Source organism: Actinomadura bangladeshensis (genome assembly GCF_004348335.1).
Taxonomy (GTDB): domain Bacteria; phylum Actinomycetota; class Actinomycetes; order Streptosporangiales; family Streptosporangiaceae; genus Spirillospora; species Spirillospora bangladeshensis.
Map to the genome: position 1 here is coordinate 1 of NZ_SMJW01000018.1, position 23,378 is coordinate 23,378.

General features: G+C 74.2%; 22 protein-coding genes. 14 read left to right on the forward strand and 8 right to left on the reverse strand.

All coding sequences use genetic code 11. The features are described 5' to 3' along the window. From E1284_RS05865 to E1284_RS05875, 3 genes are all read right to left on the reverse strand, one after another. Window positions 1-442, reverse strand: a 442-nt coding sequence (locus tag E1284_RS05865) for an RNA-guided endonuclease InsQ/TnpB family protein (RefSeq protein WP_165965136.1), incomplete at its 3' end; no start/stop codon positions are given. 181 nt (window positions 443-623) lie between these two features. Then, window positions 624-1,736, reverse strand: coding sequence for a carbohydrate kinase family protein (locus E1284_RS05870; RefSeq protein WP_243714278.1), 1,113 nt, complete (start codon window positions 1,734-1,736; stop codon window positions 624-626). 63 nt (window positions 1,737-1,799) lie between these two features. Continuing rightward, a complete protein-coding gene (locus E1284_RS05875; protein WP_131937890.1) occupies window positions 1,800-3,143 on the reverse strand; it encodes a hypothetical protein in 1,344 nt (447 codons plus the stop codon). Window positions 3,144-3,270: 127 nt separating this feature from the next. Here E1284_RS05875 and E1284_RS05880 point away from each other — a divergent pair, with 127 nt between their 5' ends. The 6 genes from E1284_RS05880 (at window position 3,271) to E1284_RS05905 (ending at window position 7,433) form a co-directional block, all read left to right on the forward strand. Then, entirely contained in the window at window positions 3,271-4,002 is a 732-nt protein-coding gene (locus E1284_RS05880) for a GntR family transcriptional regulator (protein WP_243714279.1), read from the forward strand. A 36-nt stretch (window positions 4,003-4,038) separates the two neighbouring features. Beyond that, window positions 4,039-5,493 carry a PTS ascorbate transporter subunit IIC gene (locus tag E1284_RS05885; protein WP_131937892.1) on the forward strand — a complete coding sequence of 485 codons (1,455 nt, stop codon included), beginning with the start codon at window positions 4,039-4,041 and terminating at the stop codon, window positions 5,491-5,493. Between the two features lie 28 nt (window positions 5,494-5,521). Then, the gene (locus E1284_RS05890; protein WP_131937894.1) at window positions 5,522-5,824 is read left to right on the forward strand and encodes a PTS sugar transporter subunit IIB; all 303 of its coding nucleotides are present in this window, start codon (window positions 5,522-5,524) and stop codon (window positions 5,822-5,824) included. 50 nt (window positions 5,825-5,874) lie between these two features. Beyond that, on the forward strand, window positions 5,875-6,306 hold the full coding sequence (locus E1284_RS05895; RefSeq protein ID WP_165965137.1) for a PTS sugar transporter subunit IIA: 432 nt from the start codon (window positions 5,875-5,877) through the stop codon (window positions 6,304-6,306). Then, window positions 6,299-7,078 (forward strand): sugar isomerase domain-containing protein, encoded by a 780-nt coding sequence (locus tag E1284_RS05900; protein ID WP_131937896.1) that lies wholly within the window; start codon window positions 6,299-6,301, stop codon window positions 7,076-7,078. Before E1284_RS05895 ends, E1284_RS05900 begins: the two co-directional genes overlap by 8 nt. Window positions 7,079-7,175: 97 nt before the next feature. Next, window positions 7,176-7,433 carry an EF-hand domain-containing protein gene (locus E1284_RS05905; RefSeq protein ID WP_131937897.1) on the forward strand — a complete coding sequence of 86 codons (258 nt, stop codon included), beginning with the start codon at window positions 7,176-7,178 and terminating at the stop codon, window positions 7,431-7,433. Window positions 7,434-7,492: 59 nt separating this feature from the next. Here E1284_RS05905 and pgi read toward each other — a convergent pair whose 3' ends face one another. Next, complete coding sequence (gene pgi, locus E1284_RS05910) at window positions 7,493-9,139, reverse strand: glucose-6-phosphate isomerase (protein WP_131937899.1); 1,647 nt, start codon at window positions 9,137-9,139, stop codon at window positions 7,493-7,495. 207 nt (window positions 9,140-9,346) lie between these two features. Here pgi and E1284_RS05915 point away from each other — a divergent pair, with 207 nt between their 5' ends. The 3 genes from E1284_RS05915 to E1284_RS05925 all read left to right on the forward strand — a co-directional run bounded on the left by E1284_RS05915 (window position 9,347) and on the right by E1284_RS05925 (window position 13,015). Then, a complete protein-coding gene (locus tag E1284_RS05915; protein ID WP_165965139.1) occupies window positions 9,347-10,141 on the forward strand; it encodes an acyl-CoA thioesterase in 795 nt (264 codons plus the stop codon). 390 nt (window positions 10,142-10,531) lie between these two features. Next, on the forward strand, window positions 10,532-11,551 hold the full coding sequence (locus tag E1284_RS05920) for a lactonase family protein (protein WP_131937903.1): 1,020 nt from the start codon (window positions 10,532-10,534) through the stop codon (window positions 11,549-11,551). A gap of 84 nt (window positions 11,552-11,635) precedes the next feature. Further along, window positions 11,636-13,015 (forward strand): NADP-dependent succinic semialdehyde dehydrogenase, encoded by a 1,380-nt coding sequence (locus E1284_RS05925; RefSeq protein ID WP_131937905.1) that lies wholly within the window; start codon window positions 11,636-11,638, stop codon window positions 13,013-13,015. A gap of 7 nt (window positions 13,016-13,022) precedes the next feature. Here the strand turns inward: E1284_RS05925 and E1284_RS05930 are convergent, their stop codons facing one another. Next, the gene (locus E1284_RS05930) at window positions 13,023-14,000 is read right to left on the reverse strand and encodes an ornithine cyclodeaminase family protein (protein WP_131937907.1); all 978 of its coding nucleotides are present in this window, start codon (window positions 13,998-14,000) and stop codon (window positions 13,023-13,025) included. A gap of 218 nt (window positions 14,001-14,218) precedes the next feature. After that, complete coding sequence (gene paaZ / locus E1284_RS05935; RefSeq protein WP_207923586.1) at window positions 14,219-16,276, reverse strand: phenylacetic acid degradation bifunctional protein PaaZ; 2,058 nt, start codon at window positions 16,274-16,276, stop codon at window positions 14,219-14,221. A 153-nt stretch (window positions 16,277-16,429) separates the two neighbouring features. Between paaZ and E1284_RS05940 the strand changes: the two genes are divergently transcribed. The 4 genes from E1284_RS05940 to E1284_RS42380 all read left to right on the forward strand — a co-directional run bounded on the left by E1284_RS05940 (window position 16,430) and on the right by E1284_RS42380 (window position 19,996). Continuing rightward, the gene (locus tag E1284_RS05940) at window positions 16,430-17,989 is read left to right on the forward strand and encodes an AMP-binding protein (protein WP_131937909.1); all 1,560 of its coding nucleotides are present in this window, start codon (window positions 16,430-16,432) and stop codon (window positions 17,987-17,989) included. A 122-nt stretch (window positions 17,990-18,111) separates the two neighbouring features. Then, entirely contained in the window at window positions 18,112-19,137 is a 1,026-nt protein-coding gene (gene mgrA / locus E1284_RS05945) for an L-glyceraldehyde 3-phosphate reductase (RefSeq protein WP_131937911.1), read from the forward strand. 42 nt (window positions 19,138-19,179) lie between these two features. Next, entirely contained in the window at window positions 19,180-19,632 is a 453-nt protein-coding gene (locus tag E1284_RS05950; RefSeq protein ID WP_131937913.1) for a YbhB/YbcL family Raf kinase inhibitor-like protein, read from the forward strand. 4 nt (window positions 19,633-19,636) lie between these two features. Further along, the gene (locus tag E1284_RS42380; RefSeq protein ID WP_207923587.1) at window positions 19,637-19,996 is read left to right on the forward strand and encodes a DUF6343 family protein; all 360 of its coding nucleotides are present in this window, start codon (window positions 19,637-19,639) and stop codon (window positions 19,994-19,996) included. A 38-nt stretch (window positions 19,997-20,034) separates the two neighbouring features. Here E1284_RS42380 and E1284_RS05960 read toward each other — a convergent pair whose 3' ends face one another. Next, the gene (locus E1284_RS05960; RefSeq protein WP_131937915.1) at window positions 20,035-20,949 is read right to left on the reverse strand and encodes a helix-turn-helix transcriptional regulator; all 915 of its coding nucleotides are present in this window, start codon (window positions 20,947-20,949) and stop codon (window positions 20,035-20,037) included. Between the two features lie 109 nt (window positions 20,950-21,058). On the opposite strand from E1284_RS05960, the gene E1284_RS05965 reads away from it, so the two are divergent. Then, window positions 21,059-22,504, forward strand: coding sequence for an MFS transporter (locus E1284_RS05965; protein WP_131937917.1), 1,446 nt, complete (start codon window positions 21,059-21,061; stop codon window positions 22,502-22,504). On the opposite strand, the gene E1284_RS05970 is transcribed toward E1284_RS05965, so the two are convergent. Further along, a complete protein-coding gene (locus E1284_RS05970) occupies window positions 22,498-23,373 on the reverse strand; it encodes a glycosyltransferase family 2 protein (RefSeq protein WP_131937919.1) in 876 nt (291 codons plus the stop codon). The two genes, E1284_RS05965 and E1284_RS05970, sit on opposite strands and share 7 nt — an antisense overlap. Window positions 23,374-23,378: the final 5 nt, after the last annotated feature.

Here is a 23,378-nt window from a genome sequence, read left to right on the forward strand (position 1 = left end):
TCACGTCCGGCGGGACGGGACGGGACCAGCGGAACCGCACCCACCCCACCTTGGGGAGGCGCACCGCACCCGTGCGGCGCGACAACCGCCGCACCTCCCACGCCCGGCCCCGCACCCCCACGATCCGGAAGCCCTCATGCACCCCCGCCTTACGCCACGTAGGGCGCCGATGCGTACCCGCGAAGAAGTTCGCCATCGCCTGCGCGTAATCCCTGAGCGCCTGCTGCTGCACCGTCTGCGAACCCGCCGCCAGCCACCCGAACTCCGCGCGAGCCTCGGTCAACTGCCGCGCCTGCACGACATACCCCGGCGCCGGGCCCCGCCGCGGCGTCCACCAGGAGTGCTGCTCCACCGCCAGATTCCACACGAACCGCGCATGCCCGCAATGCTCCAGCAGCCCCGCCTCCTGGGCAGGGGTCGGACACAACCGGTACCGGGACACGCCCGCACCCTACCGACCGCCACCGACAAAACCCAGAGAGTCATCATGCTCCGGCACTCCGCATTTCCTCCCCGCCCTCAAGGCGGCGACCATGCCCTCCACGAGCGCCCGGTAACGATGCGTGCTCTCATCCGGCCGATGGCAATGTGAAGGACTTTGCATTAGCAAGAGGGCCGTCTAATCATTCGGTGCGCAGGGTGGGCTCGGCCCGGACGGGCGAGTCGTCGGCGGCGTCCGGGATGAACGGGATCACGAACGCGTACTCGGCCAGCACCGCCTCGGGCACCTCTCCCGACTCGCCGAACGCGGCGATCTCGCCCCAGCACGGCGAGCCGAGCGAGCCGCTGCGGTGCCGCACCGACAGCCCGGCGCACAGGTTGGCGAACCGGAGCCGCTCGGCGAGCGGGAGGCCGGCGAGCGTGCCGAACACGAACCCGGCGGCGAACACGTCGCCCGCGCCGGTCGGGTCGAGCGCCTCCACCGGCAGGGCGCCGACCTCGGCCCGTTCCCCCGTCCGCGCGTCGATGGCGATCGCGCCGTCCCCGCCGCGCTTCACCACGACCACCGGCACGCGCTCGGCGAGCGCCTCGGCCGCGGCGGCCGGGGTGCCCGTCCGGGTGTAGGCCATCGCCTCGGCGGCGTTCGGCAGGAACACGTCCACGTGCGCGAGCCGGTCCAGGACCTCGGCCGGCCAGGCGCCGGTGTGGTCCCAGCCGAGGTCGCCGAACACCAGCGCGCCGTGCCGGCGCATCTCGGGCGCCCACGGCGGCACCGGGCGGTCGACGTCCACGAAGCACGCCCGCGCGTCCGGCGGCGGGCCGCCGAGGTCGTCGGGCGGGGACGGGACGGGTTTGACGAAGGTCACCATGCTGCGGTCGGAGTCGTAGGCCAGCGACACGGTGACGGGCGTGGACCAGCCGGGCACCCGCCGCGACGGCCCGAGGTCGACGCCCTCCTGCTCGGCGAGGGTGCGCCACAGGTAGGCGCCGAACATGTCGTCGCCGAACGGCGCCGCCAGCCCGACCCGCAGGCCGAGCCGGCTCATCGCGACCGCGATGTTGGCGACGCCGCCCGGCGCCGAGCCGAGCCCGTCGGTGACGATCTCGGTGCCGGGCGGCGGCAGTCCCGGCAGCCCGGTGAAGATCATGTCCATGAAGACCTGGCCGGACAGGAACACGTCCAGCCGCCGGCCGTCCCCGCCGGTGCGCAGCCGGTCCCCCGCCGGCTCCCGCTCCGCGCAGGGGTCGGCGAGGGACGGCTCGGGCGGCCGGCCCGTCGCGGTCTCCTGAGTCACGAGGCCCCCCGTGGCGAGGCGTGGGCGAGATCTGCCGGACCCTAGCCCCCGCCTCGGACGTTCTTACCTTGGAACGTACAACCGGATGTCGTCCACCTGCGCCTTCCCCTCGTAGAAGTTCATGTGCGGGTCACCGATCATGAACCGGTCCGGGTAGGCGGATCCGGCGGGCCAGGTGTCGCGGTCCACGAGGGTGCCGCCCGGCCCCTGCCACGTCCAGTCGGCGTTGAAGCGGCCGTCGTACTCGTCCGGGCGCTGGTTGTAGTGCCAGATCGGCTCGCCGTCCTGCACGAACGCGCGCGTGTAGCGGAAGGTGGCGCGGCCCACGTGCGCGAAGACGCCCGACATCTCCATCGTGTAGGCGCCGCCGCGGCGCTCGATCGCGAACGTGTAGGGCTCGCGCGGCAGCAGCTCGGGCCGCAGGTCGACGGTCGAGACGATCGCGCCGCCCTTGCGGAGCCCGCACTCGCTCTCCATCAGGTACTCGGTGCCGGGCATCGCCGCGTACCGGCGGTCGTCGGTCATGAAGATCGCGTTGACGCCGTTGCCGGTCCCGGCCTGGTACGGCTCGTACTCGCCGGTCGCCGGGTTGCAGTAGAGCAGGCCCTTTCCGGTGTACTTGTAGCGGTTGTAGCCGTCCATGGCGACCTTGCGGTGGCCGTGGACGAAGACGTTGTTGTGCGGCGCGACCTGCCGGTAGTCCATGATCGACATGTAGTAGAAGCCGTTGGAGTCGGTGCGGACGTCGGCCCACGCGCACTCCGGCCGGGAGAAGTCGCCGCCCGACGCCCACGGGAAGTTGGTCTTGCAGCCCTCCGGCGAGTAGCCGTTGACGCGCCCGTCCGGGTAGTCCCACAGTCCGTTGCGCTGCCCGCCGAAGTCGAGGCCGCGCAGCGTCATCTCGACGCGGTACTCGGCGGGCAGGTCGCGGGTGGAGCGGATCACGACGCCCGCCTGGTGCGCGGGCTCGTCGATGCGCGCGACGCCCTTGCCGGACGTGAGCGTCGGCGGCGCGTCCGGGCGCCCGTCGCCGTCGGCGTCCCGCGCGGCCAGCTCGGCGGTGAGCCAGCCGCGCGTCCCGAACGTGAACGACTGCCGGTAGGTCTTCATCTTCGCGAGCTGCGCGCGGAACGCCGGCCCGCCCACGGTGTCGAAGTAGGCGCCGTCGTTGTCGTACATGTCGACGTTGTAGGGACTGGACGGGCCGTCACCGTCCGGCCGCCACGGCACCTTCCCGCTGTCCAGGTGCCGGTTGAACGGCTCGGCCGCGACGAGCCGCCACCCCGGGCGGGCGCCGGGCGGGCCGGTGCCGGGACCGTCGGCGCCGTGGGCCGGGACCGTGCAGAGGGTCGCGGGCAGGACCAGGGGAAGCGCCAGAGCCAGGGCGCCGCGTGCGAGATTCCTCATGGCGCGACCGTAGGCGGGGCCACCGCACGCCGACCACGGCAAACATCGCCAAAGTGGTATTGACCAGTCAGCGTAATCGGACATACGGTGTGCAGCCACAGGAACAACGCCCTGGGAGGTGAACGGCGTGCCATCCGCCGGTGAAGCGCGGTCCGGGAGCACGAAACGGCAAGCGGTGCGCCGCGAGCTCGTCGCCATGCTGGACGGCCTGGACGCGGGGGACGTCCTGCCGTCCGAGCGCCGGCTCGCCGCCGAGCTCGGCGTCTCCCGGCCCACCCTGCGGCAGGCCATCGACGGGCTCGTCGCCGACGGGCTGCTCGAGCGGCGGCACGGCAGCGGCACCTACGTGGCCGAACCCCGGATCGCGGTGTCGCTGACCATGACGTCGTTCACCGAGGACATGATCAGGCGGGGCATGAAACCGGGCGGCCGCGTCCTGTCCTTCCGCACCGAGACCGCGGGGGCGCGGATCGGCAGGCGGCTCGCGCTCCCGCCCGAGGAAGAGGTATTTACCATTCGGCGGCTCCGGCTCGCCGACGGGGCGAGCATGGCCATCGAGACCCTCTACCTGCCGCGGGCGCTGCTGCCGGGCCTGCGGCGGCACGACCTGGAAGGGCAGTCGTTCTACGACCTGCTGCGCAGCGGCGGCATCGTGATCGCCTCGGGCACCGAGACGATCGAGCCGACCGTCACCACCGCCGAGGAGGCCGCCGAGCTCGGGGTGCCCGTGCACACGCCGGCCTTCCTCTTCGAGCGCGTCACCAGGGACGCGGGCGGGCGGCCCCTCGAATACGTCAGATCCGTCTACCGCGGCGACCGCTACCGGCTGGAACTCGACCTCCGGCCGCCGGCGCACTGACCGTCCACCACCCCCCGGGAAGTGAGGCGACTTCACATGGACGTCATCAAGGACATCCTCACCTTCCTGGCCGACAACGTGTTCGGCCAGGTCCCCATCCTCATCGGGCTCATCACGCTGATCGGCCTGATCCTGCAGCGCAAGCGCTTCGAGGACGTCTTCGCGGGCGCCCTGCGCGCCACCATCGGCGTCGTCATCCTGTTCATCGGCGTGGAGGTGTTCACCGGCGGGCTGACCAGCTTCCAGACCGTCCTCGCCAGCGCGATGGACACGACCCCGCCGAAGGCCGACAACACCCTCGCCGACTTCCTCACCCAGCAGGGCGGCACCGTCGCGCTCGTCATCACGGTCGCGTTCCTGGTGCACGTGCTGGTCGTCCGGCTCTTTCCGGCGGCCCGCTACCTGTACCTGACCGGGCACCTGATGTTCTGGATCAGCACGGTGACGGTCGCGTCGCTGGTGACGATCGCGCCGGACGCCGACCAGCTCACGCTGGTGCTGTGCGGGGCCGGGTTCGTCGCCGCGTACTGGACGCTCCAGCCGCTGTGGATGCGCCCGCTGATGCGCCGCGTCATGCCGGACGACCGGTTCGGGTTCGCGCACACCAGCTCGCTCGCCTGCCTGATCACCGGCTACGCCGCGCGCCCGCTCGGCAGCAGGGAGAAGCACGACACCGAGAAGCTGAAGCTGCCCCGCCAGCTGTCGTTCTTCAAGGACGTCAACGTCAGCACCGCGCTGATCATCACGGTGATCATGCTGGTCGGGGTCGCGCTCGCCGACGACGGCGTGGTGACCAAGGCCGCCGCGGAGATGGACGACAAGCTGTCCCCGTGGGTGTGGGCGATCCTGGTCGGCCTCAGGTTCGCGGGCGGCATCGCGATCCTGCTGTTCGGCGTGCGGATGTTCCTCGGCGAGATCGTCCCCGCGTTCAAGGGGTTCAGCGACCGGGTCATCCCCGGCACCCGCCCCGCGCTGGACGCGCCGACCGTGTTCCCCGTCGCGCCGACCGCCGTCATGGTCGGGTTCGTCGCGTCCACGGCGGTGTTCCTGGTCTGCCTCGGGGTGTTCGCCGGGATCGGGTGGTTCACCCTCGCCCCGCCCATGATCATGCTGTTCTTCGTGGGCGGCGCCGCGGCGCTGTTCGGCAACGTGGTGGCGGGCTGGCGCGGCGCCGTCCTCGGCGGCGTGATCACCGGCCTGATCCTCGCGGTCGGGCAGGCCGTCACCTGGGACCTGTACGAGAAGACCGCGCCCGAGCTCGCCACCCTCGCCGACCCCGACTGGTACGCGATCGCGTGGCTGCTGAAGGCCGCGGAGCCGGTCGCCGGCGGCAGCGCCGTCTGGCTGGTGCCCGCCGTCGCGCTCGCCGCCATGGTGGCGACGCTGCTGCTCCTCGGCCGCGCCGACAAGCGCCGGGCGGCCGTGGCGGACGCGGACGGGGACGCGGACGGGGACGCCGCGCCCGAGGGCACGGCCCCCGCGAAGGCCTGACCGAACCGACCGAGAGAGAAGAACCGAGATGGCACTGGACCGGCAACTGGAGATCCTCGCGGTCTGCGGCGTCGGCATGGGCTCCAGCCTGATGCTGAAGATGACCGCCGAGGACGCCCTGCGCTCGCTCGGCGTGGAGGCGCGGGTGGAGAACACCGACGTGTCCACGGCGCGCGGGATGTCCCCCGACGTGGTGATCGGCCAGGGCATGCACACCGGCGAGATCGCCGACCTCGCACCGGTGGTGATCACGATCAGCGACTTCCTCGACAAGGAGGGTCTCGAAGCGCAGCTCAGGGAGCGCCTCACCGAGCAGGGATGGCTGCCGTGACGCCTCATTCTGAGGGGGCGTCCCCCCAGACCCCCCGGCAACCGCCCTTGGTGATCGCGGCGACCGACGGCGTCCGCGCGGCGGACTGGCGGGAGGCCGTCCGGGAGGCGGCCTCCGCGCTGGTCGGCGCTGGTACGGCGGGCGAGGGCTACCCGGACGCGTGCGTCCGGGTGGTCGAGGAGAACGGCCCGTACATCGTGCTGACCAAGGGGCTGGCGCTGGTGCACGCGCGGCCGGAGGAGGGCGGGCTGGCGGTCGGCGTCGGCGCGACCCGGCTGGCGGCGCCGGTCGAGTTCGGCCATCCCGACAACGACCCCGTCGACCTGCTCCTCGCGTTCTGCACGCCCGAACCGGACGCGCACGTCGGCGTCCTGTCCGCGCTGGCGCGGGCGCTGTCGGGCGGCCTGGCCGACCGGCTCCGCGCCGCGTCCGGCGGGGAGGACCTGGCCCGCGCCCTGAAGGAGGCCGTGCCCGATGCCTGATGCGGCGTCCTCCGTCGGGCGGCCCTCCGGCCCCCGCGGTGCGGGGCCGGCCTTCCCCGACCGGGTGCGGGCCCTGCTGGACGACCTCGACGCGGCCTCGGGCGCGGCGATCGACGCCGCCGCCGCGCTGGTCCTGGACTCGGTCGAGGCCGGCGGGATCGTGCACGTCGCCGGTGCGGGGCACTCCCTCGCGATGGTGTGCGAGACGTTCTACCGGGCCGGCGGGCTCGCCGCCGTCCGCCCGATCTGGGACCCGCGCGTCGTCCCGCTCGACGGCGCGGTGCGCAGCACCCGCGCCGAGCGGGAGGCGGGGGCGGGCCGCGCCGTGGTCGAGGCGGCGGCGCCGGCCCCGCCGGACGCGGCGGTGGTGTTCTCCACCAGCGGCCGCAACCCCTACCCCGTCGAGGTGGCGGCGGAGTGCCGGTCGCGGGGCGTGCCGGTCGTCGCGGTGACCTCGGCGCGGGCGGCGGGGGGCGCGGCGGCGCGGACGGCGACGGCGCTGGCCGACCATGCCGACATCGTGCTGGACACCTGCGTCCCGCCCGGCGACGTGCTGCATCCGGCGGCGGCGCCGCGCACCGCCGCGGCCTCCACGATCCTCGCCGCGTACGCGTGGTCGCGGGTGCTGGCCGCGCTGGACGACCTCGCGGCGGAGCGCGGCGCGGAGCCGCCCCGGTGGACGAGCGCGAACGTCCCCGGCGGCGACGAGGTGAACGCCGCGCTGCTCGCCCGGTACCGGCACCGCGTCCCCGAGCTGACCGGGGACGAATAGCCGCGAACCTGGGCTCTTCCTGCGGCGTTTCGCATATGGCCCGGCTCGCTCCCTATGACATGATGCGTGGCTACCATCGGACAGAACGAGGAGCGAGATGACGACACGACCGACCGAGGACGACCTTCATGCGCTGTTCACCCGCGCGGACCTCGGCGGCGACCAGAGGCTCGACCTGATGGAGTTCACGCTCGTCCTGGACGAGCTCGGACTCGCCTGGACGCGGGCCGAGACGCAGGACAGGTTCGAGCGGGCGGACGGCAACCTCGACGGGTTCATCTCCTACGAGGAGTTCCGCGCGATCATGGAGTCCCAGGGCTGGGCCGAGGGCCCGCTGCCCGGCGCCCGCGCCTGACGGGCGGCTGACGCACGGGCCCGCCGGCACGTCCGGCGGGCCCGTTTCCGTCGCGCGGGTCAGACCCGGCGGCCGCGCAGCTCCCGGTACCGGCGCACGAGCGCGGCGGTCGACGGGTCGGGCGCCCGGGCCGGCGGCTCGTCCGAGGTGAGCGCGGGCGCGAGGTCCATCGCCATGACCTTGCCGAGCTCGACGCCCCACTGGTCGAAGGAGTCGATGCCCCAGATCGTCCCCTCGACGAACACGATGTGCTCGTAGAGGGCGACGAGCGACCCGAGGGTCTTCGGGGTGAGCCTCGGCACGAGGATCGTGCTGGTCGGCCGGTTGCCGGGCATGACCTTGTGCGGGACGACCGCGGCGGGCGTCCCCTCGGCGGCGATCTCCTCGGCGGTCTTGCCGAACGCGAGCGCCGACGTCTGCGCGAGCATGTTCGCGGTCAGCAGGTCGTGCATGCCCGCCGGCCCGTCGACGGCGGGGTCGGCGAACGGCTCGGCGAAGCCGATGAAGTCGGCGGGCACGAGCCGGGTGCCCTGGTGCAGCAGCTGGTAGAAGGCGTGCTGGCCGTTGGTGCCGGGCTCGCCCCAGAAGATCTCGCCGGTCTGCGCGACGACCGGCGCCCCGTCGGCCCGCACCGACTTGCCGTTGGACTCCATCGTGAGCTGCTGGAGGTAGGCGGGGAAGCGGGCGAGCCGCTGGCTGTAGGGCAGCACGGCGCGGGTCTGCGCGCCGAAGAAGTCGGTGTACCAGACGCCGAGCAGCCCCATGATCACCGGCATGTTCGCCTCGAACGGCGCGGCGCGGAAGTGCTCGTCGATCTCCCGGAACCCGGCGAGCATCTCGCGGAACGCCTCGCCGCCGATCGCGATCATCAGGGACAGGCCGATGGCGCCGTCGAAGGAGTACCGGCCGCCGACCCAGTCCCAGAAGCCGAACATGTTGGCGGTGTCGATGCCGAAGTCGGCGACCCGCTCGGCGTTGGTGGAGACCGCGACGAAGTGCCGCGAGACGGCCTTCTCGTCGCCGAGCCGCTCGGTCAGCCACTGCCGCGCGACCTTGGCGTTGGTGAGCGTCTCCAGCGTCCCGAACGTCTTGGAGCTGATGACGAAGAGGGTCTGCTCGGGGTCGAGCCCGGCGAGCTTCCCGACGATGTCGGCGGGGTCGATGTTGGAGACGAACCGGCAGGAGATGCCCGCGTCGGCGAAGTCGTGGAGGGCCTCGTAGGCCATCGCGGGGCCGAGGTCGGACCCGCCGATGCCGATGTTGACGACGGTCGTGATGCGCTTGCCGGTGAAGCCCGTCCACTCGCCCGAGCGGACCCGCCCGGAGAAGTCGGCCATCTTGTCGAGGACGGCGTGCACGTCCCCGGCGACGTCCTGCCCGTCCACGGTGAGGGGCTCGCCGGGCGGGAGCCGCAGCGCCGTGTGCAGGACGGCGCGGTCCTCGCTGACGTTGATGCGCTCCCCCGTGAACATCGCCTCGATCCTGGCGCGCAGCCCGGCCCGCTCGGCGAGCGCCGTGAGCAGCCTCAGCGTGTCCCCCGTGGCGCGGTGCTTGGAGTAGTCCAGGTGGAGGTCCCCCGCGGTCACCGTCATGCGGTCGACGCGCCCCGGATCGTCCGCGAACAGGTCGCGCAGGTGCCGGCCGGCGAGCGCGGCGTGGTGCTCGGCCAGCGCGGACCACTCCGGCGACTCGGTGATATCTGCCATTGCCTCTCTCATCTCCTCGCGGGGCGGGCGCGCACTCCCCCGGCACCGTCCCCACGGCGATCATAGGTCGACCGCGCGTGACCGTATCAGGGTCGTCCGCCGCCGCGCAGGCGACCGCCCCGGATGGCGGCGGCCGCCCCGCCGCCGAGTAGGGTCGCCGCCACGGCGCCGGCCCCCTCCGGGGCCGGCCGCGGGACGAGGAGCACGATGAGCGACGGCATCACCCGGATGTTCGACCTGACCCCGCTCGGCGAGGACTCCTTCCTCGCGACCTCACCGTCGGTGGGGCGGCCGAGGCTGTTCGGCGGGCAGGTCGCCGGGCAGAGCCTGCGGGCCGCGTGCCTGACCGCGGGCGGGCGCCCGCCGCACTCGCTGCACGCCTACTTCATCCGCCCGGGCACGCCGGACGAGCCGCTGGTGTTCGACGTGGCCCGCACCCGCGACGGCCGCTCGTTCTCGACCCGGCACGTCACCGCGAGCCAGGGCGGCAAGCCGATCCTGGAGCTGATCGCCTCCTTCCACGGCCCGGAGGACCGCTTCGACTGGCAGGTGGACCCGCCCGCGGACGTGCCGGGCCCGGAGGGGCTGGCGGAGCCGGTGCTCCCGTCGTTCTTCCGGCATCCCGTCGGCTTCGACATCCGGGTGGTGAACCCGCCCGGCGGCGACGAGTTCCCGATGACCCACCCGTTCTGGATCCGGGCGTCCGAGCCGGTCGGCGACGACCCGGCCCTGCACGCGTGCCTGGTCGCCTACCTGTCCGACATGGCGGTGGTCAGCAGCGCCCGCGCGCCCGGCTCGCCGAGGCGCCTCGCCACCGCCGTGACGCTGGACCACGCCATGTGGTTCCACCGCCCGCCGCGCGTCGACCAGTGGCTGCTGTACTCGGTGGACCCGGTCACCAACCACGGCGCCCGCGGCCTGGCCCGCGGAACGCTCCACACGGCGGACGGCACCCTGCTGGCGTCGGTGGCCCAGGAGGCCCTCCTGCGCCCCGAGTCCTGACCCGGGGTCGGGCGCCGGCGAGGACCAGCGCGCCGCGGGGCCCGATGGCGTCGCAAAACGCGCCGAGGGCGGGGCCGCCGAACGCGCCGGACGCGGCGCCGGACGGCAGCGGGCCGGGGCCGTGGCCCACAGCCGGTGGTGGTGGTGATGGCGCAGCGAACGCAGCATCACCGGAATCGCCGAGGTCCTTCTCCCTCAAGGTCACACCAAAGGGTGGTGAACGCCGGGTCGATCAGGAGCGTTCCGGACCAAGAAGGGATGCGAGATTCATCACGTTTGCCCAGGTAGGCAGCAGGATGGGCGGCGAGGCGCGGGAACCCCGTCGGCGCCGGGGCTAGGCTCGCCCTCGGCCGCCGCGGGGCGGACGGATCACGATCGGGGTGGGACCGGGTGAGCGAGCGGGCGTTCTGGGTGGGCACGTACACCGGCGGGGCCGGGGACGGCGCCGGGATCTACCGCATGACGCGGCGCGCCGGCGGGGCCCTGGACGCGCTGGAGCTCGCGGCCGAGGCGGTGAACCCGTCCTACGTGGCGGTGCACCCCGGCAAGGACGTCCTCTACGCGGTGCGCGAGGAGGACGAGGGCGGAGTCGCCGTCTACCAGGCGACCGGTGCCGGGCTGCGGGAGATCGGGCGGCGCGGGGCCGGAGCGCTCCCCTGCCATCTGTCGGTGGCACCGGACGGTGCGCACCTGGTCGTCGCCGACTACGGGTCCGGGACGGTCCGGGCGTATCCCCTCGACGGCGACGGCGGGTTCGCCGGCGACGCCGACGCGGCCGAGGGCCACGGCGGCGGCCCGCGCACCGACCGGCAGGAGGGCCCGCACGCCCACATGACCGCGCACGCGCCGGACGGGACCGTGCTGACCACCGATCTCGGCGCCGACCTCGTCCGCTCGTTCCGGATCGAGGACGGCGCCCTGCGGCTCGCCGGGGAGACGCGGCTGCCGGCCGGGTACGGCCCGCGCCACCTGGTGGTCCACCCGGGCGGGTACGTGCACGTGCTGACCGAGCTGGCCGCGGCGGTGCTCGTCCTGCGCCCGATCGACGGGTACGCGGCCCTCGAGGTGGTCGCGGAGTCGCCCGCGACGGCCGGCCCGGCCGGCGACCCGGCGCAGGGCGCGGCGATCAAGCTGGGGGACGGCGGCCGGTTCGCCTACACCTCGATGCGCGGCACCGACGTGGTGACGGCCCACCGGGTGCGGGACGGCGGCGCGGCGCTCGAACCCGTCGCCGACGTCCCGTCCGGCGGGCACTGGCCGCGCGACCTGCACGTGGACGGCGAGTGGATGCACGTCGCGAACGAGCGGAGCGGCACGATCACGACGTTCCGCATCGGCGGGAACGGCGTTCCGGAGCCGGTGGGCGCGGCCCTGAGCGTCCCGTCGCCGGTGTGCGTCGTCCCCGCTTGACCGACGCGGCCTGACCGGCGTTTCCCGCGGAGGCTCACGGGCACGTCCCGGTCAATAGGCCGGACACTCAGGGAGCATCCCGACATGACGACGATCGCCACGACCAACCCCGCGACGGGCGAGGTCGAGAAGACCTTCGACGCGCTGACCGACGAGGAGGTCGACCGGCGCATCGCGCGGGCGGCGGAGACCTTCGCCTCCTATCGCCGTACCCCGCTGGAGCAGCGCGCGGAGTGGATGAACGAGGCGGCCGGCATCCTCGACCGGGAGTCCGAGCAGATCGGCGCGATGCTCACCACGGAGATGGGCAAGACGCTGAAGGCCGCCGGGGCGGAGGCGCGCAAGTGCGCGGCCGCGTGCCGGTTCTACGCCGCGCACGCGGCGGAGTTCCTCGCCGACCGGCGCCCCGCCGAGCCGGGCGACGTGGGGGCGTCCGACGCCTACGTCCGCTACGAGCCGCTCGGGCCGGTGCTGGCGGTCATGCCGTGGAACTTCCCGCTCTGGCAGGTGGTCCGCTTCGCGGCGCCGGGCCTGATGGCGGGCAACGTCGGGCTGCTGAAGCACTCCTCGAACGTGCCGCAGACGGCGCTGTTCCTGGAGGACCTGTTCCGCCGCGCCGGGTTCCCCGAGGGCGCGTTCCAGACGCTGCTGATCGGCTCGGCCGAGGTGGAGCGGGTGCTGCGCGACCCGCGGGTGAAGGCCGCGACGCTGACCGGCAGCGAGCCCGCCGGGCGGTCGGTCGCCTCGATCGCCGCGGACGAGATCAAGCCGACGGTGCTGGAGCTCGGCGGCAGCGACCCGTTCGTCGTGATGCCGTCCGCCGACATCGAGGCGGCGGCGCGGACGGCGGCGGAGTCGCGGTGCCTCAACAACGGGCAGAGCTGCATCTCGGCGAAGCGGTTCATCGTGGACATCGGCTGCGCCGACGAGTTCGAGCGGCTGTTCGTGGCGAACATGCGCGCGCAGAAGGTCGGGGACCCGATGGACGACGCGACCGACGTCGGCCCCCTCGTCAGCGAGCAGGGCCGCGCCGAGGTCGAGGAGCTGGTCGCGGACGCGGTGGAGAAGGGCGCGACGGTGCTGTGCGGCGGGCGGCGCCCGGACGGGCCGGGCTGGTTCTACCCGCCGACCGTGGTCTCGGGGGTGACGCCCGAGATGCGCATGTACCACGAGGAGGTCTTCGGGCCGGTCGCCTCGCTGTTCCGGGTGCGCGGGGTGTCGGAGGCGGTGGAGGTCGCGAACGCGACGGGCTTCGGGCTCGGCTCCAACGCCTGGACGCGGGACGGCACCGAGCGGGACCGGTTCGTCCGGGAGCTGGACGCCGGGCAGGTCTTCATCAACGGCAAGACGACCTCGTACCCGGAACTGCCGTTCGGCGGGGTGAAGCGCTCCGGCTACGGCCGCGAGCTGTCGGCGGACGGCGTGCGCGCGTTCTGCAACGCCAAGACCGTGTGGGTCGGCTGACCCCGCCTCACAGCTCCACGTGCCGGCCGACGCCGGCCTCGCGGGCGCGCTCGACGATGACGGAGGCGGCGGCCGTGTCCTGCACGCCGATGCCGACGCTGTTGTAGAAGACGATGTCGCCGAGGTCCTCCCGGCCGGGGGCCAGGCCCGCGACGATGGGCCCGAGCGGCCGCACCTCCGCCGGGCTCAGGTACCCGGCGCGGACGGCGGCCACGACGGGGCCTGCGTGCTCCAGCGCGGTCGGCACGTCGTCCACGACGACGGCGGCGGCGCGCGTCAGGACCTCGTCGTCGACCTCCGTCCGGTCCGGGGCGAACGATCCGACGCTCAGCACCGTGCAGCCGGGGTCGAGCCACGCGCCGAGGACGACCGGCTCCACGCTGGTGGTGGCGGTGACGACGATCTCCGCTCCCTCGACCGCCGCCCGGACGGACGCCGCCCGCTCGACCGGTAGGCCCACCTCGTCGGCGAGCCCGGCGGCGACGGTGCAGGTGTCCGGGTGGCGGCAGGCCACCGCCACCCGGCCGAGCGGCCGGACCGCCGCCAGCGCCCGGACGTGCGCGCGCCCCTGGACGCCGCAGCCGATCACCGCGAGGCGGGACGCGCCCGGCGCGGCGAGGTGGTCGGCGGCCACCGCGCTCGCCGCCGACGTGCGCAGCGTCGTGACCGCCTCCCCCTCGATGATCGCGACGGGGCGGCCGTCGATCGCGTCCTGGACGGTGACGAGCGCGGCGACGGTCGGCAGCCCGCGCGCCGCGTTTCCGGGGTTGACGCTGCCGAACTTGGCGACGGCGCCGGTACCGGGCAGGCGCGAGACGTAGCTGAACGCGACGTCGCCGTCCGGGCCGTCCAGCAGCACCCGCGGCGCGAGCCGCGCCTCCTTGCGGCCGAGCGCGCCGAACGCCGCCCGCTGCGAGGCGATCGCCGCCGGCAGGTCGAACACCGCGCGCACCTCGGCGCCGGACAGCAGCAGGACATCGGCCATCCTGCGATCTTCGCGAGCGGGCGGCGGCGCTGTCGAGAGGAAAAGGGCAAGCGGTTCTTACCGATCACTACATGAGATCGCATGCTCGACCGCCTCGACGGCCGGCCGGCGCGATGGCCGGGGGCGGCCTCCCGGTGGTGGCGCTGCGGCGCCAGCCCCCTGCCGACCGACGGGAACACGGCGCGTTCGCCTCCCCCGCAGACGCCCTCAATACATGCTCAGTCGTGTCTCGGCCGTTTGGACACCAGCGTCAGGACGTCGTACTTGGCGACCGAGGCGCCCTCCTGGTTGGTGACGTCGGTGTCCCAGCGGACCTCGCCGTAGTCCGCGCCCTCGCGCGGGCTGATCTGCTTTGCGGTGAGGGTGACGGTCAGCTCGTCGCCCGGCTTGACCGGAGTGAGGAACCGCAGCCTCTCCAGCCCGTAGTTGGCCAGGACGGGCCCGGGGGACGGCTCGACGAACAGCCCGGCCGCGAACGACACGACGAGGTAGCCGTGCGCGACGCGCCCGCCGAAGAACGGGTTCGCCTTCGCGGCCTCCTCGTCGGTGTGGGCGTAGAAGGTGTCGCCGGTGAACTCGGCGAAGTGCTCGACGTCGTCGAGGGTGACCGTGCGTGGGCCGCCGACGGCGGTGTCGCCGACGCACAGGTCCTCCAGGTACTTGCGGAACGGGTGCTCGTCGGTGACGGTCCGGTCGGTGCCGGGCACCCAGCGCCCGGTGATCGAGGTGAGCATCGCGGGCCCGGACTGGACGGCGGTGCGCCGCATGTGGTGCACGACCGCGCGGATGCCGCCCATCTCCTCGCCGCCGCCGGCGCGGCCGGGGCCGCCGTGGACGAGCGGCGGCAGCGGCGACCCGTGCCCGGTCGACTCGCCCGCGTCCTCGGTGTTCAGCACGAGCAGGCGCCCGTGCCAGGGCGCGGTGCCGAGGACGACGTCGCGGGCGAAGCCGGCGTCGCCGGTCACCACCGAGCCGGCGAGGCTGCCGCGTCCGCGCGCGGCCAGCTCGACGGCCTCGTCCGCCCCCTCGTACGGGATCAGCGTGCTGACCGGGCCGAACGCCTCCACTTCGTGCGGCTCGGCGCGGGCGGCGTCGTCGGCGCGCAGCAGCACCGGCGAGATGAACGCGCCGCGCTCGGCGTCCGCGCCGACGACGTCGACGTGCTCCGGGTCGCCGAAGACCGGGCGGCCGGCGTCCATGAGGGCCTTGAGGGAGCGCCGCACCTCCTCGCGCTGGCCGAGGGTGGCGAGGGCGCCCATCCGGACGTCCGGGTCCGCCGGGTTCCCGACGGTGACCTTCGCGAGCCGGTCGCGGACGGCCTCGGCCACGTCGTCCATCAGCGCGGCGGGCACGAGCGCGCGGCGGATCGCGGTGCACTTCTGGCCCGCCTTCACCGTCATCTCCGTGACGAGCTGCTCGACGTAGAGGTCGAACTCCTTCGTGCCGGGCGCGGCGTCCGGGCCGAGGATCGAGCAGTTCAGCGAGTCGGCCTCGGCGTTGAACCGGACCGCGTTCCCGGCGACCGCCGGGTGGGTGCGCAGCAGCCGGGCCGTGGACGCCGACCCGGTGAACCCGACGATGTCCTGCTCGGTGAGGTGGTCCAGGAGGTCGCGCGGCTCGCCGCAGACCATCTGCACGGTGCCCTCGGGCAGGAGGCCCGACTCGACGATCAGCTCGACCAGCCGGGCCGTCAGGTAGGCGGTCTGGCTCGCCGGCTTGATGAGACTCGGCACCCCGGCGAGGAAGGCGGGCGCGAGCTTCTCCAGCGGCCCCCAGACCGGGAAGTTGAACGCGTTGATCTGCACCGCGACGCCCCGCGACGGGGTGCACAGGTGCTGGCCGACGAACGTCCCGCCCTTGCCGAGCGGCTCCACGTCCCCTTCGATCAGCAACCGGTCGTTCGGCAGCTCCCGCTTCCCCCTGCTCGCATAGCCGAACAGGACGCCGATGCCGCCGTCCACGTCGAACCTCGCGTCGTGCAACGTCGCGCCCGTCCGCGCCGACAGCGCGTACAGCTCGGCGCGGTGCTCCCTCAGGTGCGAGGCGAGCGCCTTCAGCAGCGCCGCCCGCTGGTGGAACGTCAGCTCGCGCAGCACCGGGCCGCCGACCGCCCGCCCGTACTCCAGTGCGGCCCCCATGTCGACGCCCGACGACGAGATCCGGGCGATCTCCTCCCCCGTGACGGCGTCGTGCAACGGCACGCCCTCCTCGTCGGGAGCACGCCATGAACCCGAGACATAACTGCGCAGCACGACCACCGGGACCTCCTCCTCCATATCTCCTGAGTCTTCCTGCCACCTCCGAGCTTCGTTCACGCCTCGCAGAGATGACAGCCGCGACGGGTTCTGTTTGTGTACTCATGAGCGATCTGGGGTGAATCGGAAGAACATTTCTTGTGGATCTGTTCCCCGATTCACTACGCTGCGCGCATGCTGCTCCGCACCCGGGCCCGCGCCGAGCTGACCGCGCTGCGCGCCGCCGCCCGCGCCGGGATGATCGGCCCGATGCCGCCGCGGGCCCTCGCCGGGGCGGCGCGGGCGATGCGCGCCTACGGCCCGCTCGGCGCCGCCACGGCCCTGCCCGCGCACCGCTTCCCCGACCGGACGGGCCTGGTCGACGATCGCGGCGCCCTCACGTTCGCCGAGCTCGACCGGCGCTGCAACGCCCTCGCCGGCGCGCTCCTCGAGCGCGGCATCGGGGTCGGGAGCACCGTGGGCATCCTGTGCCGCAACCACCGGGGCCTGCTGGAGGGCATGTCGGCGGCGGCGAAGACGGGCGCGTCCGTCCTGTTCCTCAACACCGACTTCGCCGCGCCGCAGCTCCGCGACGCCGTCGGGCGCGAGGGCGTCACCGCGCTCCTGCACGACGACGAGTTCGCCCCCGTCGTGGGCGGCCTGGACCTGCCGCGCTTCACCGAGTCGGACATGGACGGCCTCATCGGCGGCCGCGACGGCGCACCGCCGCCGGCCCCGTCCCGGCACGGCTCGATGGTGATCCTCACCAGCGGCACGTCGGGACGGCCGAAGGGCGCGCCGCGCGCGCAGCCGAAGTCGCTCGCGCTGCCGGGCGGGATCCTGTCGAAGGTGCCCCTCCGCGGCGGCGAGGCGATGTTCGTCGGCCCGCCCCTGTTCCACGGCCTCGGCCTCACCATGGCCCTGCTGGCGCTCGGCCTCGGGTCGACGCTCGTGCTGCGCCGCCGCTTCGACGCCGCGGGCGTGCTGGACGACCTGGAGAAGCACCGCTGCACGTCGTTCATCGCCGTCCCGGTGATGCTGAGCCGCATCCTCGCCGTCCCCGGGATGGAGACCCGCGACCTGTCCAGGCTCAACGTGGTCATGACCGGCGGGGCGCGGCTGGACGCCGGGCTCGGCGGCCGCGCCCTCGCCGCGTTCGGGCCGGTGCTCTACAACTTCTACGGCTCGACCGAGGCGTCCTGCATCACGATCGCCACCCCCGACGAGCTGGCCGCCGCGCCCGGCTGCGTCGGCCGCCCGCCCGCCGGCACGCGCGTCGCGGTCCTCGGCGACGACGACCGACCGGTCCCGCCGGGCGCCACCGGGCGGGTCTTCGCCGACACCCCGGCCCGGTTCGGCGGCTACACCGGCGGCGGAGGCAGGGACGAGGCCGGCGGCATGATGGCCGTCGGCGACCTCGGCCACCTCGACGGCGGAGGCCGCCTCCACATCGACGGCCGCGCCGACGACATGATCGTGTCCGGCGGCGAGAACGTCCACCCGGGCGAGGTCGAGGACCTCCTCGCCGCCCATCCCGGCATCGACGAGGCCGCCGTCACCGGCGTCCCCGACGAGGAGTTCGGGCAGCGCCTGCGCGCCTACGTCGTGGCGCGCGGCCTCACCGAGGACGACGTACGGGCGCACGTCGCGGCGAACCTCGCCCGGCACAAGGTCCCCCGCGACGTGGTCTTCCTGGACGCCCTCCCCCGCAACCCCGCGGGCAAGGTCCTCAAGCGCGCCCTGCCCACCGGGTGACCGGCAGGCGGATGTCCCAGGCGCTCTGGCGGACCTCCAGACGGGCGGACCGCCGCAGGCGCCCGGACGGCGTCCACCCGGAACAGCACCGGGAGGGTAAGCCGGCTGAAATACTCGTGACCATGACTTATGCGGCGGACAGCGAACGGTACGAGCGGATCCCCTACCGGCGGTGCGGGCGCAGCGGCCTGCGGCTCCCGGCGATCTCGCTGGGGCTGTGGCACAACTTCGGCGACGACCGGCCCGTCGACGTCCAGCGGGCGATCCTGCGGCGCGCGTTCGACCTCGGCGTCACGCACTTCGACCTGGCCAACAACTACGGGCCGCCGTACGGGTCCGCGGAGACCAACTTCGGCCGGATCATGCGCGAGGACCTCGCGCCGTACCGCGACGAGCTGATCATCTCGACGAAGGCCGGCTACGACATGTGGCCGGGACCGTACGGTGAGTGGGGGTCGCGCAAGTACCTGCTCGCCAGCCTCGACCAGTCGCTCCGCCGGATGGGCCTCGACTACGTCGACATCTTCTACAGCCACCGGTTCGACCCGGAGACGCCGCTGGAGGAGACGATGGGGGCGCTGGACCGGGCCGTCCGGTCCGGGAAGGCCCTGTACGCGGGGATCTCGTCGTACTCCCCCGAGCGGACGGCCGAGGCCGCGGCGATCCTGCGGGAGATGGGCACCCCGCTGCTGATCCACCAGCCGTCCTACTCGATGCTCAACCGCTGGATCGAGGGCGGGCTGCTCGACACGCTCGGCCGCGAGGGCGTCGGCTGCATCGCGTTCTCGCCGCTCGCGCAGGGGATGCTGACCGACAAGTACCTCGACGGGATCCCGGAGGGGTCGCGGGCCAGCAAGGGCACCTCGTTCTCCTCCGGCCTGCTGACCGAGGAGAACCTGCGGCACGTCCGGACGCTGAACGAGCTCGCCCGGGGGCGCGGGCAGTCCCTCGCGCAGATGGCGCTGGCCTGGGCGCTGCGGGACGGGCGGGTCACCTCCGCGCTGATCGGCGCGAGCAGCGTCCGGCAGCTGGAGGAGAACCTCGCGGCCCTGGACCGGCTCGACTTCACCGCCGACGAGCTGGCCGCGATCGACCGCAACGCCGTCGAGGCGGGCATCAACATCTGGGCGTCCTCCAGCGCGCACTGATCACGTCTGCATCGACGGGCCGCGACCGGGCACGAGCAGCCCATGGAAGAGATGATGCTGCGGAGCGCCGCGTTCAACGACCACACGCTGATCCCCTCGGAGTACTCGCACGACAGCGGGGACGTCTCACCCCCGCTGGAGTGGTCGCCGGCCCCCGAGGAGGTGGTCGAGCTCGCGCTCGCCTGCGAGGACCCGGACGCGCCGACGGGCACGTTCGCGCACTGGCTGCTCGCCGGGATCGACCCGGCGACCACCGGCCTGGACGCCGGGGAGCGGCCCACCGGCGCGGTCGCCGGCCGCAACGACTTCGGCAGCGAGGGGTACGGCGGGCCGAAGCCGCCGGCCGGCGACGACCCGCACCGGTACTTCTTCCGGCTCTACGGGCTGTCGGAACCGTCCGGGCTGCGGGACGGCTTCACCGCGGAGGACCTGCGGGACGCCCTCCAGGAGCGGATCGCGGCGTCCGGGACCCTCGTCGGCACGTTCGTGAGGTGATCGCGTGGGCTCCCCGGAGCGGCGCGACCCCGACCCGCGCGATTCCGACCCGCGGGACGGCGACCGGCGCGACCCCGAAGGCCGGAGCCCCGAGCCGTACGGCCCGGAGTTCCACGGCCCGGGCTCGCGCGGGCCCTACCCGCACGAGCAGCCGCGCGGCAGCGAGCCGCTGAACGCCCGCAGCCCGCTCGGCCTGCGGGCGGTGCTGTCGGGGATCGCGCTGGTCATCGCCGTCGCCGCCGCGATCGTGTTCGCCCTCGGCGCGCAGGGGGACGGGTCGTGGGCGGCGGCCGGCATCTGCGCGGCCGTCGCCGTCATCGCCGCGGTCGACCTCGTCGTGATCGCGCGGCGCGCCCGCTCCTGACCCGCGCTCCCGGAGCGCCCGGCGGTCAGTACCGGCGGTCAGTGCCGGTGATCGAGGGCGGCCTGCTCCGGATGCGCCAGCAGCCAGGCGATCCGCTCGCGGCTCTCCTCGTCGGTGGGCGTGTAGGTGACCAGCCGGGCGCCCGGCGTGCCGGTGACGTCCAGGTGCATGGTCCGGGTGCGGATCTCCCCGGCGCCGGGATGCCGGAAGACCTTGATGCTCGATCCCGCCACCGCGACGTCGTGCGAGGCCCACAGCCGCGCGAACTCCGGGCTCACCTCCTGCAGCCGCCGGACGAGGTCCTTCCAGCCCGGCTCGTCCAGATGCCGGCTGTAGCGGTGCCGGAACGCCGCGACGAGGTTCGGCGCGGCGTCGGCGAGGTTCGCGACCGGGTTGCAGCACGGCGGCAGCGTGAACGCCATCCACATCGAGTTCCGCTCGCACGGCCGCGCGGTCTCGACCACCGGGAAGATCGCCGCGTAGGCGGCGTTCCAGGCGAGGACGTCGCACCGGCCGTTGCCGACGGACGCGGGCAGGGGCACGAGCGCGTCGAGGACCGTCTGGACGTCCTCGGGCAGGCTGCCGACCTCCTCCTCCACCGCGCCGTCGGGGACGTCGGCGAGCCGGTACAGGTGCTCGCGCTCGGCGCCGTCCAGCCGCAGGGTGCGCGCCACCGCGTCCAGCACCTGGCTGCTGGCGTTGATCGGGCGGCCCTGCTCCAGCCACGTGTACCAGGTCACGCCGACCCCGGCGAGCTGGGCGACCTCCTCGCGGCGCAGCCCCGGCGTCCGGCGCCGCAGGCCCGGCGCCATCCCCACGTCGTCGGGCGTGATGCGTTCGCGCCGGCTGCGCAGGAACGCCGCCAGCTCGGTGCGGCGGCGCGGCCCCGCGCCGCCGCGGGCTCCGCCGGCCCCGGACGGGGCCCGGCCGCCGATGGTCCGCGTACTGCTCATCGTCACGTCCCCCAGACTGCCTCCGGCCGGCGGCGGCTTCCAGGTGCTGTCAGTACCCGTATCGGCAGGCTCTCGTTACGGGTACCGGCACCGCCGCACGCTTGGACACATGACACAGACAACCGATCTGCGCGGGATTGTTCCCGAACGGGGGTCGCCGGACCGGTCCGGCGGGCTGCTGCTCACCGTGCTGCTGCTCGGCCAGTTCATGGGCATCCTCGACGCGAGCATCGTCAACGTCGCGCTGCCGACGATGCGGGCGGACCTGCACGCCTCCGGCGCCGGGCTGCAGCTCGTCGTGGCCGGGTACATCATCTCCTACGCCGTCCTGCTGATCACCGGGGCGCGGCTCGGCGCCCTCGCGGGCCACCGCCGCGTGTTCCACCTCGGCCTCGCCGTGTTCACGGTGATGTCGCTGGCGTGCGGGCTGGCGCCGACCACCGGCGCACTGATCGCCTTCCGCTTCCTGCAGGGCGCCGGTGCCGCGCTGCTCGGCCCGCAGGTCATCTCCCTGATCCAGCGGAACTTCACCGGCGCGGCGCGGGCGCGGGCACTGAGCCTGTCCTCGGCCGCGATCGCGGGCGGCATCGTGGTCGGGCAGGCCGCCGGGGGCGTGCTGGTCAGCGCCGGCCTGTTCGGCACCGGCTGGCGGACGGTCTTCCTGGTCAACGTCCCGATCGGGATCGCGCTGCTGCTCGCCGGGCCGCGCGTCCTGCCCCGCGAGGAGAACGTGCCCGGCCTCCGGAACCTCCGCGCGCAACTGGACCTGCCGGGGCTGCTGACCCTGTCCGCCGCGGTGCTGCTCTTCGTCGTCCCGCTGGTCATGGGGCACGAGCTGGGCTGGCCGGCGTGGGGCTGGGTCTCGCTCGCCGCGAGCGCCGCGTTCCTGGCCGCGTTCGTCGCGGTGGAGCGCCGCGAAGGCGCCGCGGGCGGCCGGCCGCTGATCTCCCCGCGGGTGCTGCGCGCCCCGCGGCTCGTACCGGCCTGCGTCGCGCTCATGTTCGGGCCGGGCAGCTGGGCGGCGTTCCTGTTCACCACCACCCTGCACCTGCAGGGCGACCTGCGGATGTCGCCGCTGGAGTCGGGCATCGCGTTCGTGCCGTGCGTGGCGGCGTTCGCGGCCGTCGGGCTGACCTGGCAGCGGCTGCCCGCCCGCCTGCACCGGCCGGCGATCCCGGCCGGGTTCGCGATCGCGGCCGCCGGCTACCTGTGCGTCGGCCCACTGGCCGGCGGCGGCGCCGCCTACGAGGCGCTGACCGCGGTCATCGGGTTCGGGCTCGGCGTGATGCCGATCATCATGACGACCGCGCTACAGCACGTCCCCGCCGAGGACGCCGCCGACGCGAGCGGGCTGATGCTGACGCTGATGCAGCTGGCGCAGGTGATCGGCATCGCGACCGCCGGCACCCTGTTCCTCGGCCTGGCCGAGTCGAGCGGCTCCACCCGGCACGCCGAGTACGGCACCGGCTGGGCGCTCGCCGCCTCGACCCTCGTCGGGGCCCTGTGCGCGCTGCACGTCGCCCGCGACCGGGCGCGGGGGCTGACCGCTCAGTAGCCGGCGAGGCGCGCCCGGGCCGCCTCGACCGCCGGCGGCACGGGGCGGCGGGCGCGGGCGACCGAGGGCAGCGCACGGCACGCCGCGGCGAGGCCCGCGCGGCCGTCCCGGCTGGCCAGCGCGGACGCGGCGGCGCGGGCGACCTCCGGCAGCGGGCGCCGCAGCCACGCGGTCAGCAGCCGGTTGCGGACCTCCCGGCGGCGCCGCCGGGCCGGGTCGCGGCCCGCCGCGGACGGGTGGTGGTGGACGACGAGCTCCGGCACGTAGGCCAGGCCCCACCCGGCGGAGGCGAGGTCGAGGGCGAGCAGCTCCTCCTCGCCCGCGAAGTGCAGGACGTCGGAGAAGCCGCCGGCGGCGAGGAAGGCGTCCCGGCGCACGATGGCCGAGCAGGCGAGGAAGCCGAGGACGGCCGGTCCGGGGAGTCCCTCGGGCCGGCCCAGCGGCGACTCGGCCATCTGCGCGGACACCGGTTCCAGCCGCTCCTCCTCCCCCACGAGGACGCGGGCGGCCAGCAGGGCCGCGCGCGGGTGCGCGTCGAGGATCCGCACGGCCCGCTCCAGCGAGCCGGGCGCCCACCAGGAGTCGTCGTCGGCGAACGCGACGTAGCGGGTGCCGGCCCGCTGGGCGCCGGCGTTGCGGGCTGCGGCGCCCCGGTTGCGGGGCAGCCGCAGGACGGTGGCGCCGGCCGCCTCGGCGACGGCGGCGGTGCCGTCGGAGGAGGCGTTGTCGGCCACGATGACCGGGGCCGTATGGCGGCGGAGGCTGCGGGCCAGCTCGTCCGCGCGGTCGCGGGTCGCCACCACGATCGTGACGCCGGGCGTCCCCTCGGGCGTCGCGTCCGGCGTCGCATCGGGCGGCACGTCGGTCATGGTCC

Excerpts from the sequence above, each read along its gene's own strand:
- E1284_RS05875 (WP_131937890.1), bottom strand. The coding sequence starts at position 3,143 with ATGAGGAATCTCGCACGCGGCGCCCTGGCTCTGGCGCTTCCCCTGGTC.
- E1284_RS05885 (WP_131937892.1), top strand. The coding sequence starts at position 4,039 with ATGGACGTCATCAAGGACATCCTCACCTTCCTGGCCGACAACGTGTTC.
- E1284_RS05890 (WP_131937894.1), top strand. The coding sequence starts at position 5,522 with ATGGCACTGGACCGGCAACTGGAGATCCTCGCGGTCTGCGGCGTCGGC.
- E1284_RS05900 (WP_131937896.1), top strand. The coding sequence starts at position 6,299 with ATGCCTGATGCGGCGTCCTCCGTCGGGCGGCCCTCCGGCCCCCGCGGT.
- E1284_RS05905 (WP_131937897.1), top strand. The coding sequence starts at position 7,176 with ATGACGACACGACCGACCGAGGACGACCTTCATGCGCTGTTCACCCGC.
- pgi (WP_131937899.1), bottom strand. The coding sequence starts at position 9,139 with ATGGCAGATATCACCGAGTCGCCGGAGTGGTCCGCGCTGGCCGAGCAC.
- E1284_RS05915 (WP_165965139.1), top strand. The coding sequence starts at position 9,347 with ATGAGCGACGGCATCACCCGGATGTTCGACCTGACCCCGCTCGGCGAG.
- E1284_RS05925 (WP_131937905.1), top strand. The coding sequence starts at position 11,636 with ATGACGACGATCGCCACGACCAACCCCGCGACGGGCGAGGTCGAGAAG.
- E1284_RS05930 (WP_131937907.1), bottom strand. The coding sequence starts at position 14,000 with ATGGCCGATGTCCTGCTGCTGTCCGGCGCCGAGGTGCGCGCGGTGTTC.
- paaZ (WP_207923586.1), bottom strand. The coding sequence starts at position 16,276 with ATGGAGGAGGAGGTCCCGGTGGTCGTGCTGCGCAGTTATGTCTCGGGT.
- E1284_RS05940 (WP_131937909.1), top strand. The coding sequence starts at position 16,430 with ATGCTGCTCCGCACCCGGGCCCGCGCCGAGCTGACCGCGCTGCGCGCC.
- mgrA (WP_131937911.1), top strand. The coding sequence starts at position 18,112 with ATGACTTATGCGGCGGACAGCGAACGGTACGAGCGGATCCCCTACCGG.
- E1284_RS05950 (WP_131937913.1), top strand. The coding sequence starts at position 19,180 with ATGGAAGAGATGATGCTGCGGAGCGCCGCGTTCAACGACCACACGCTG.
- E1284_RS05960 (WP_131937915.1), bottom strand. The coding sequence starts at position 20,949 with ATGAGCAGTACGCGGACCATCGGCGGCCGGGCCCCGTCCGGGGCCGGC.
- E1284_RS05965 (WP_131937917.1), top strand. The coding sequence starts at position 21,059 with ATGACACAGACAACCGATCTGCGCGGGATTGTTCCCGAACGGGGGTCG.
- E1284_RS05970 (WP_131937919.1), bottom strand. The coding sequence starts at position 23,373 with ATGACCGACGTGCCGCCCGATGCGACGCCGGACGCGACGCCCGAGGGG.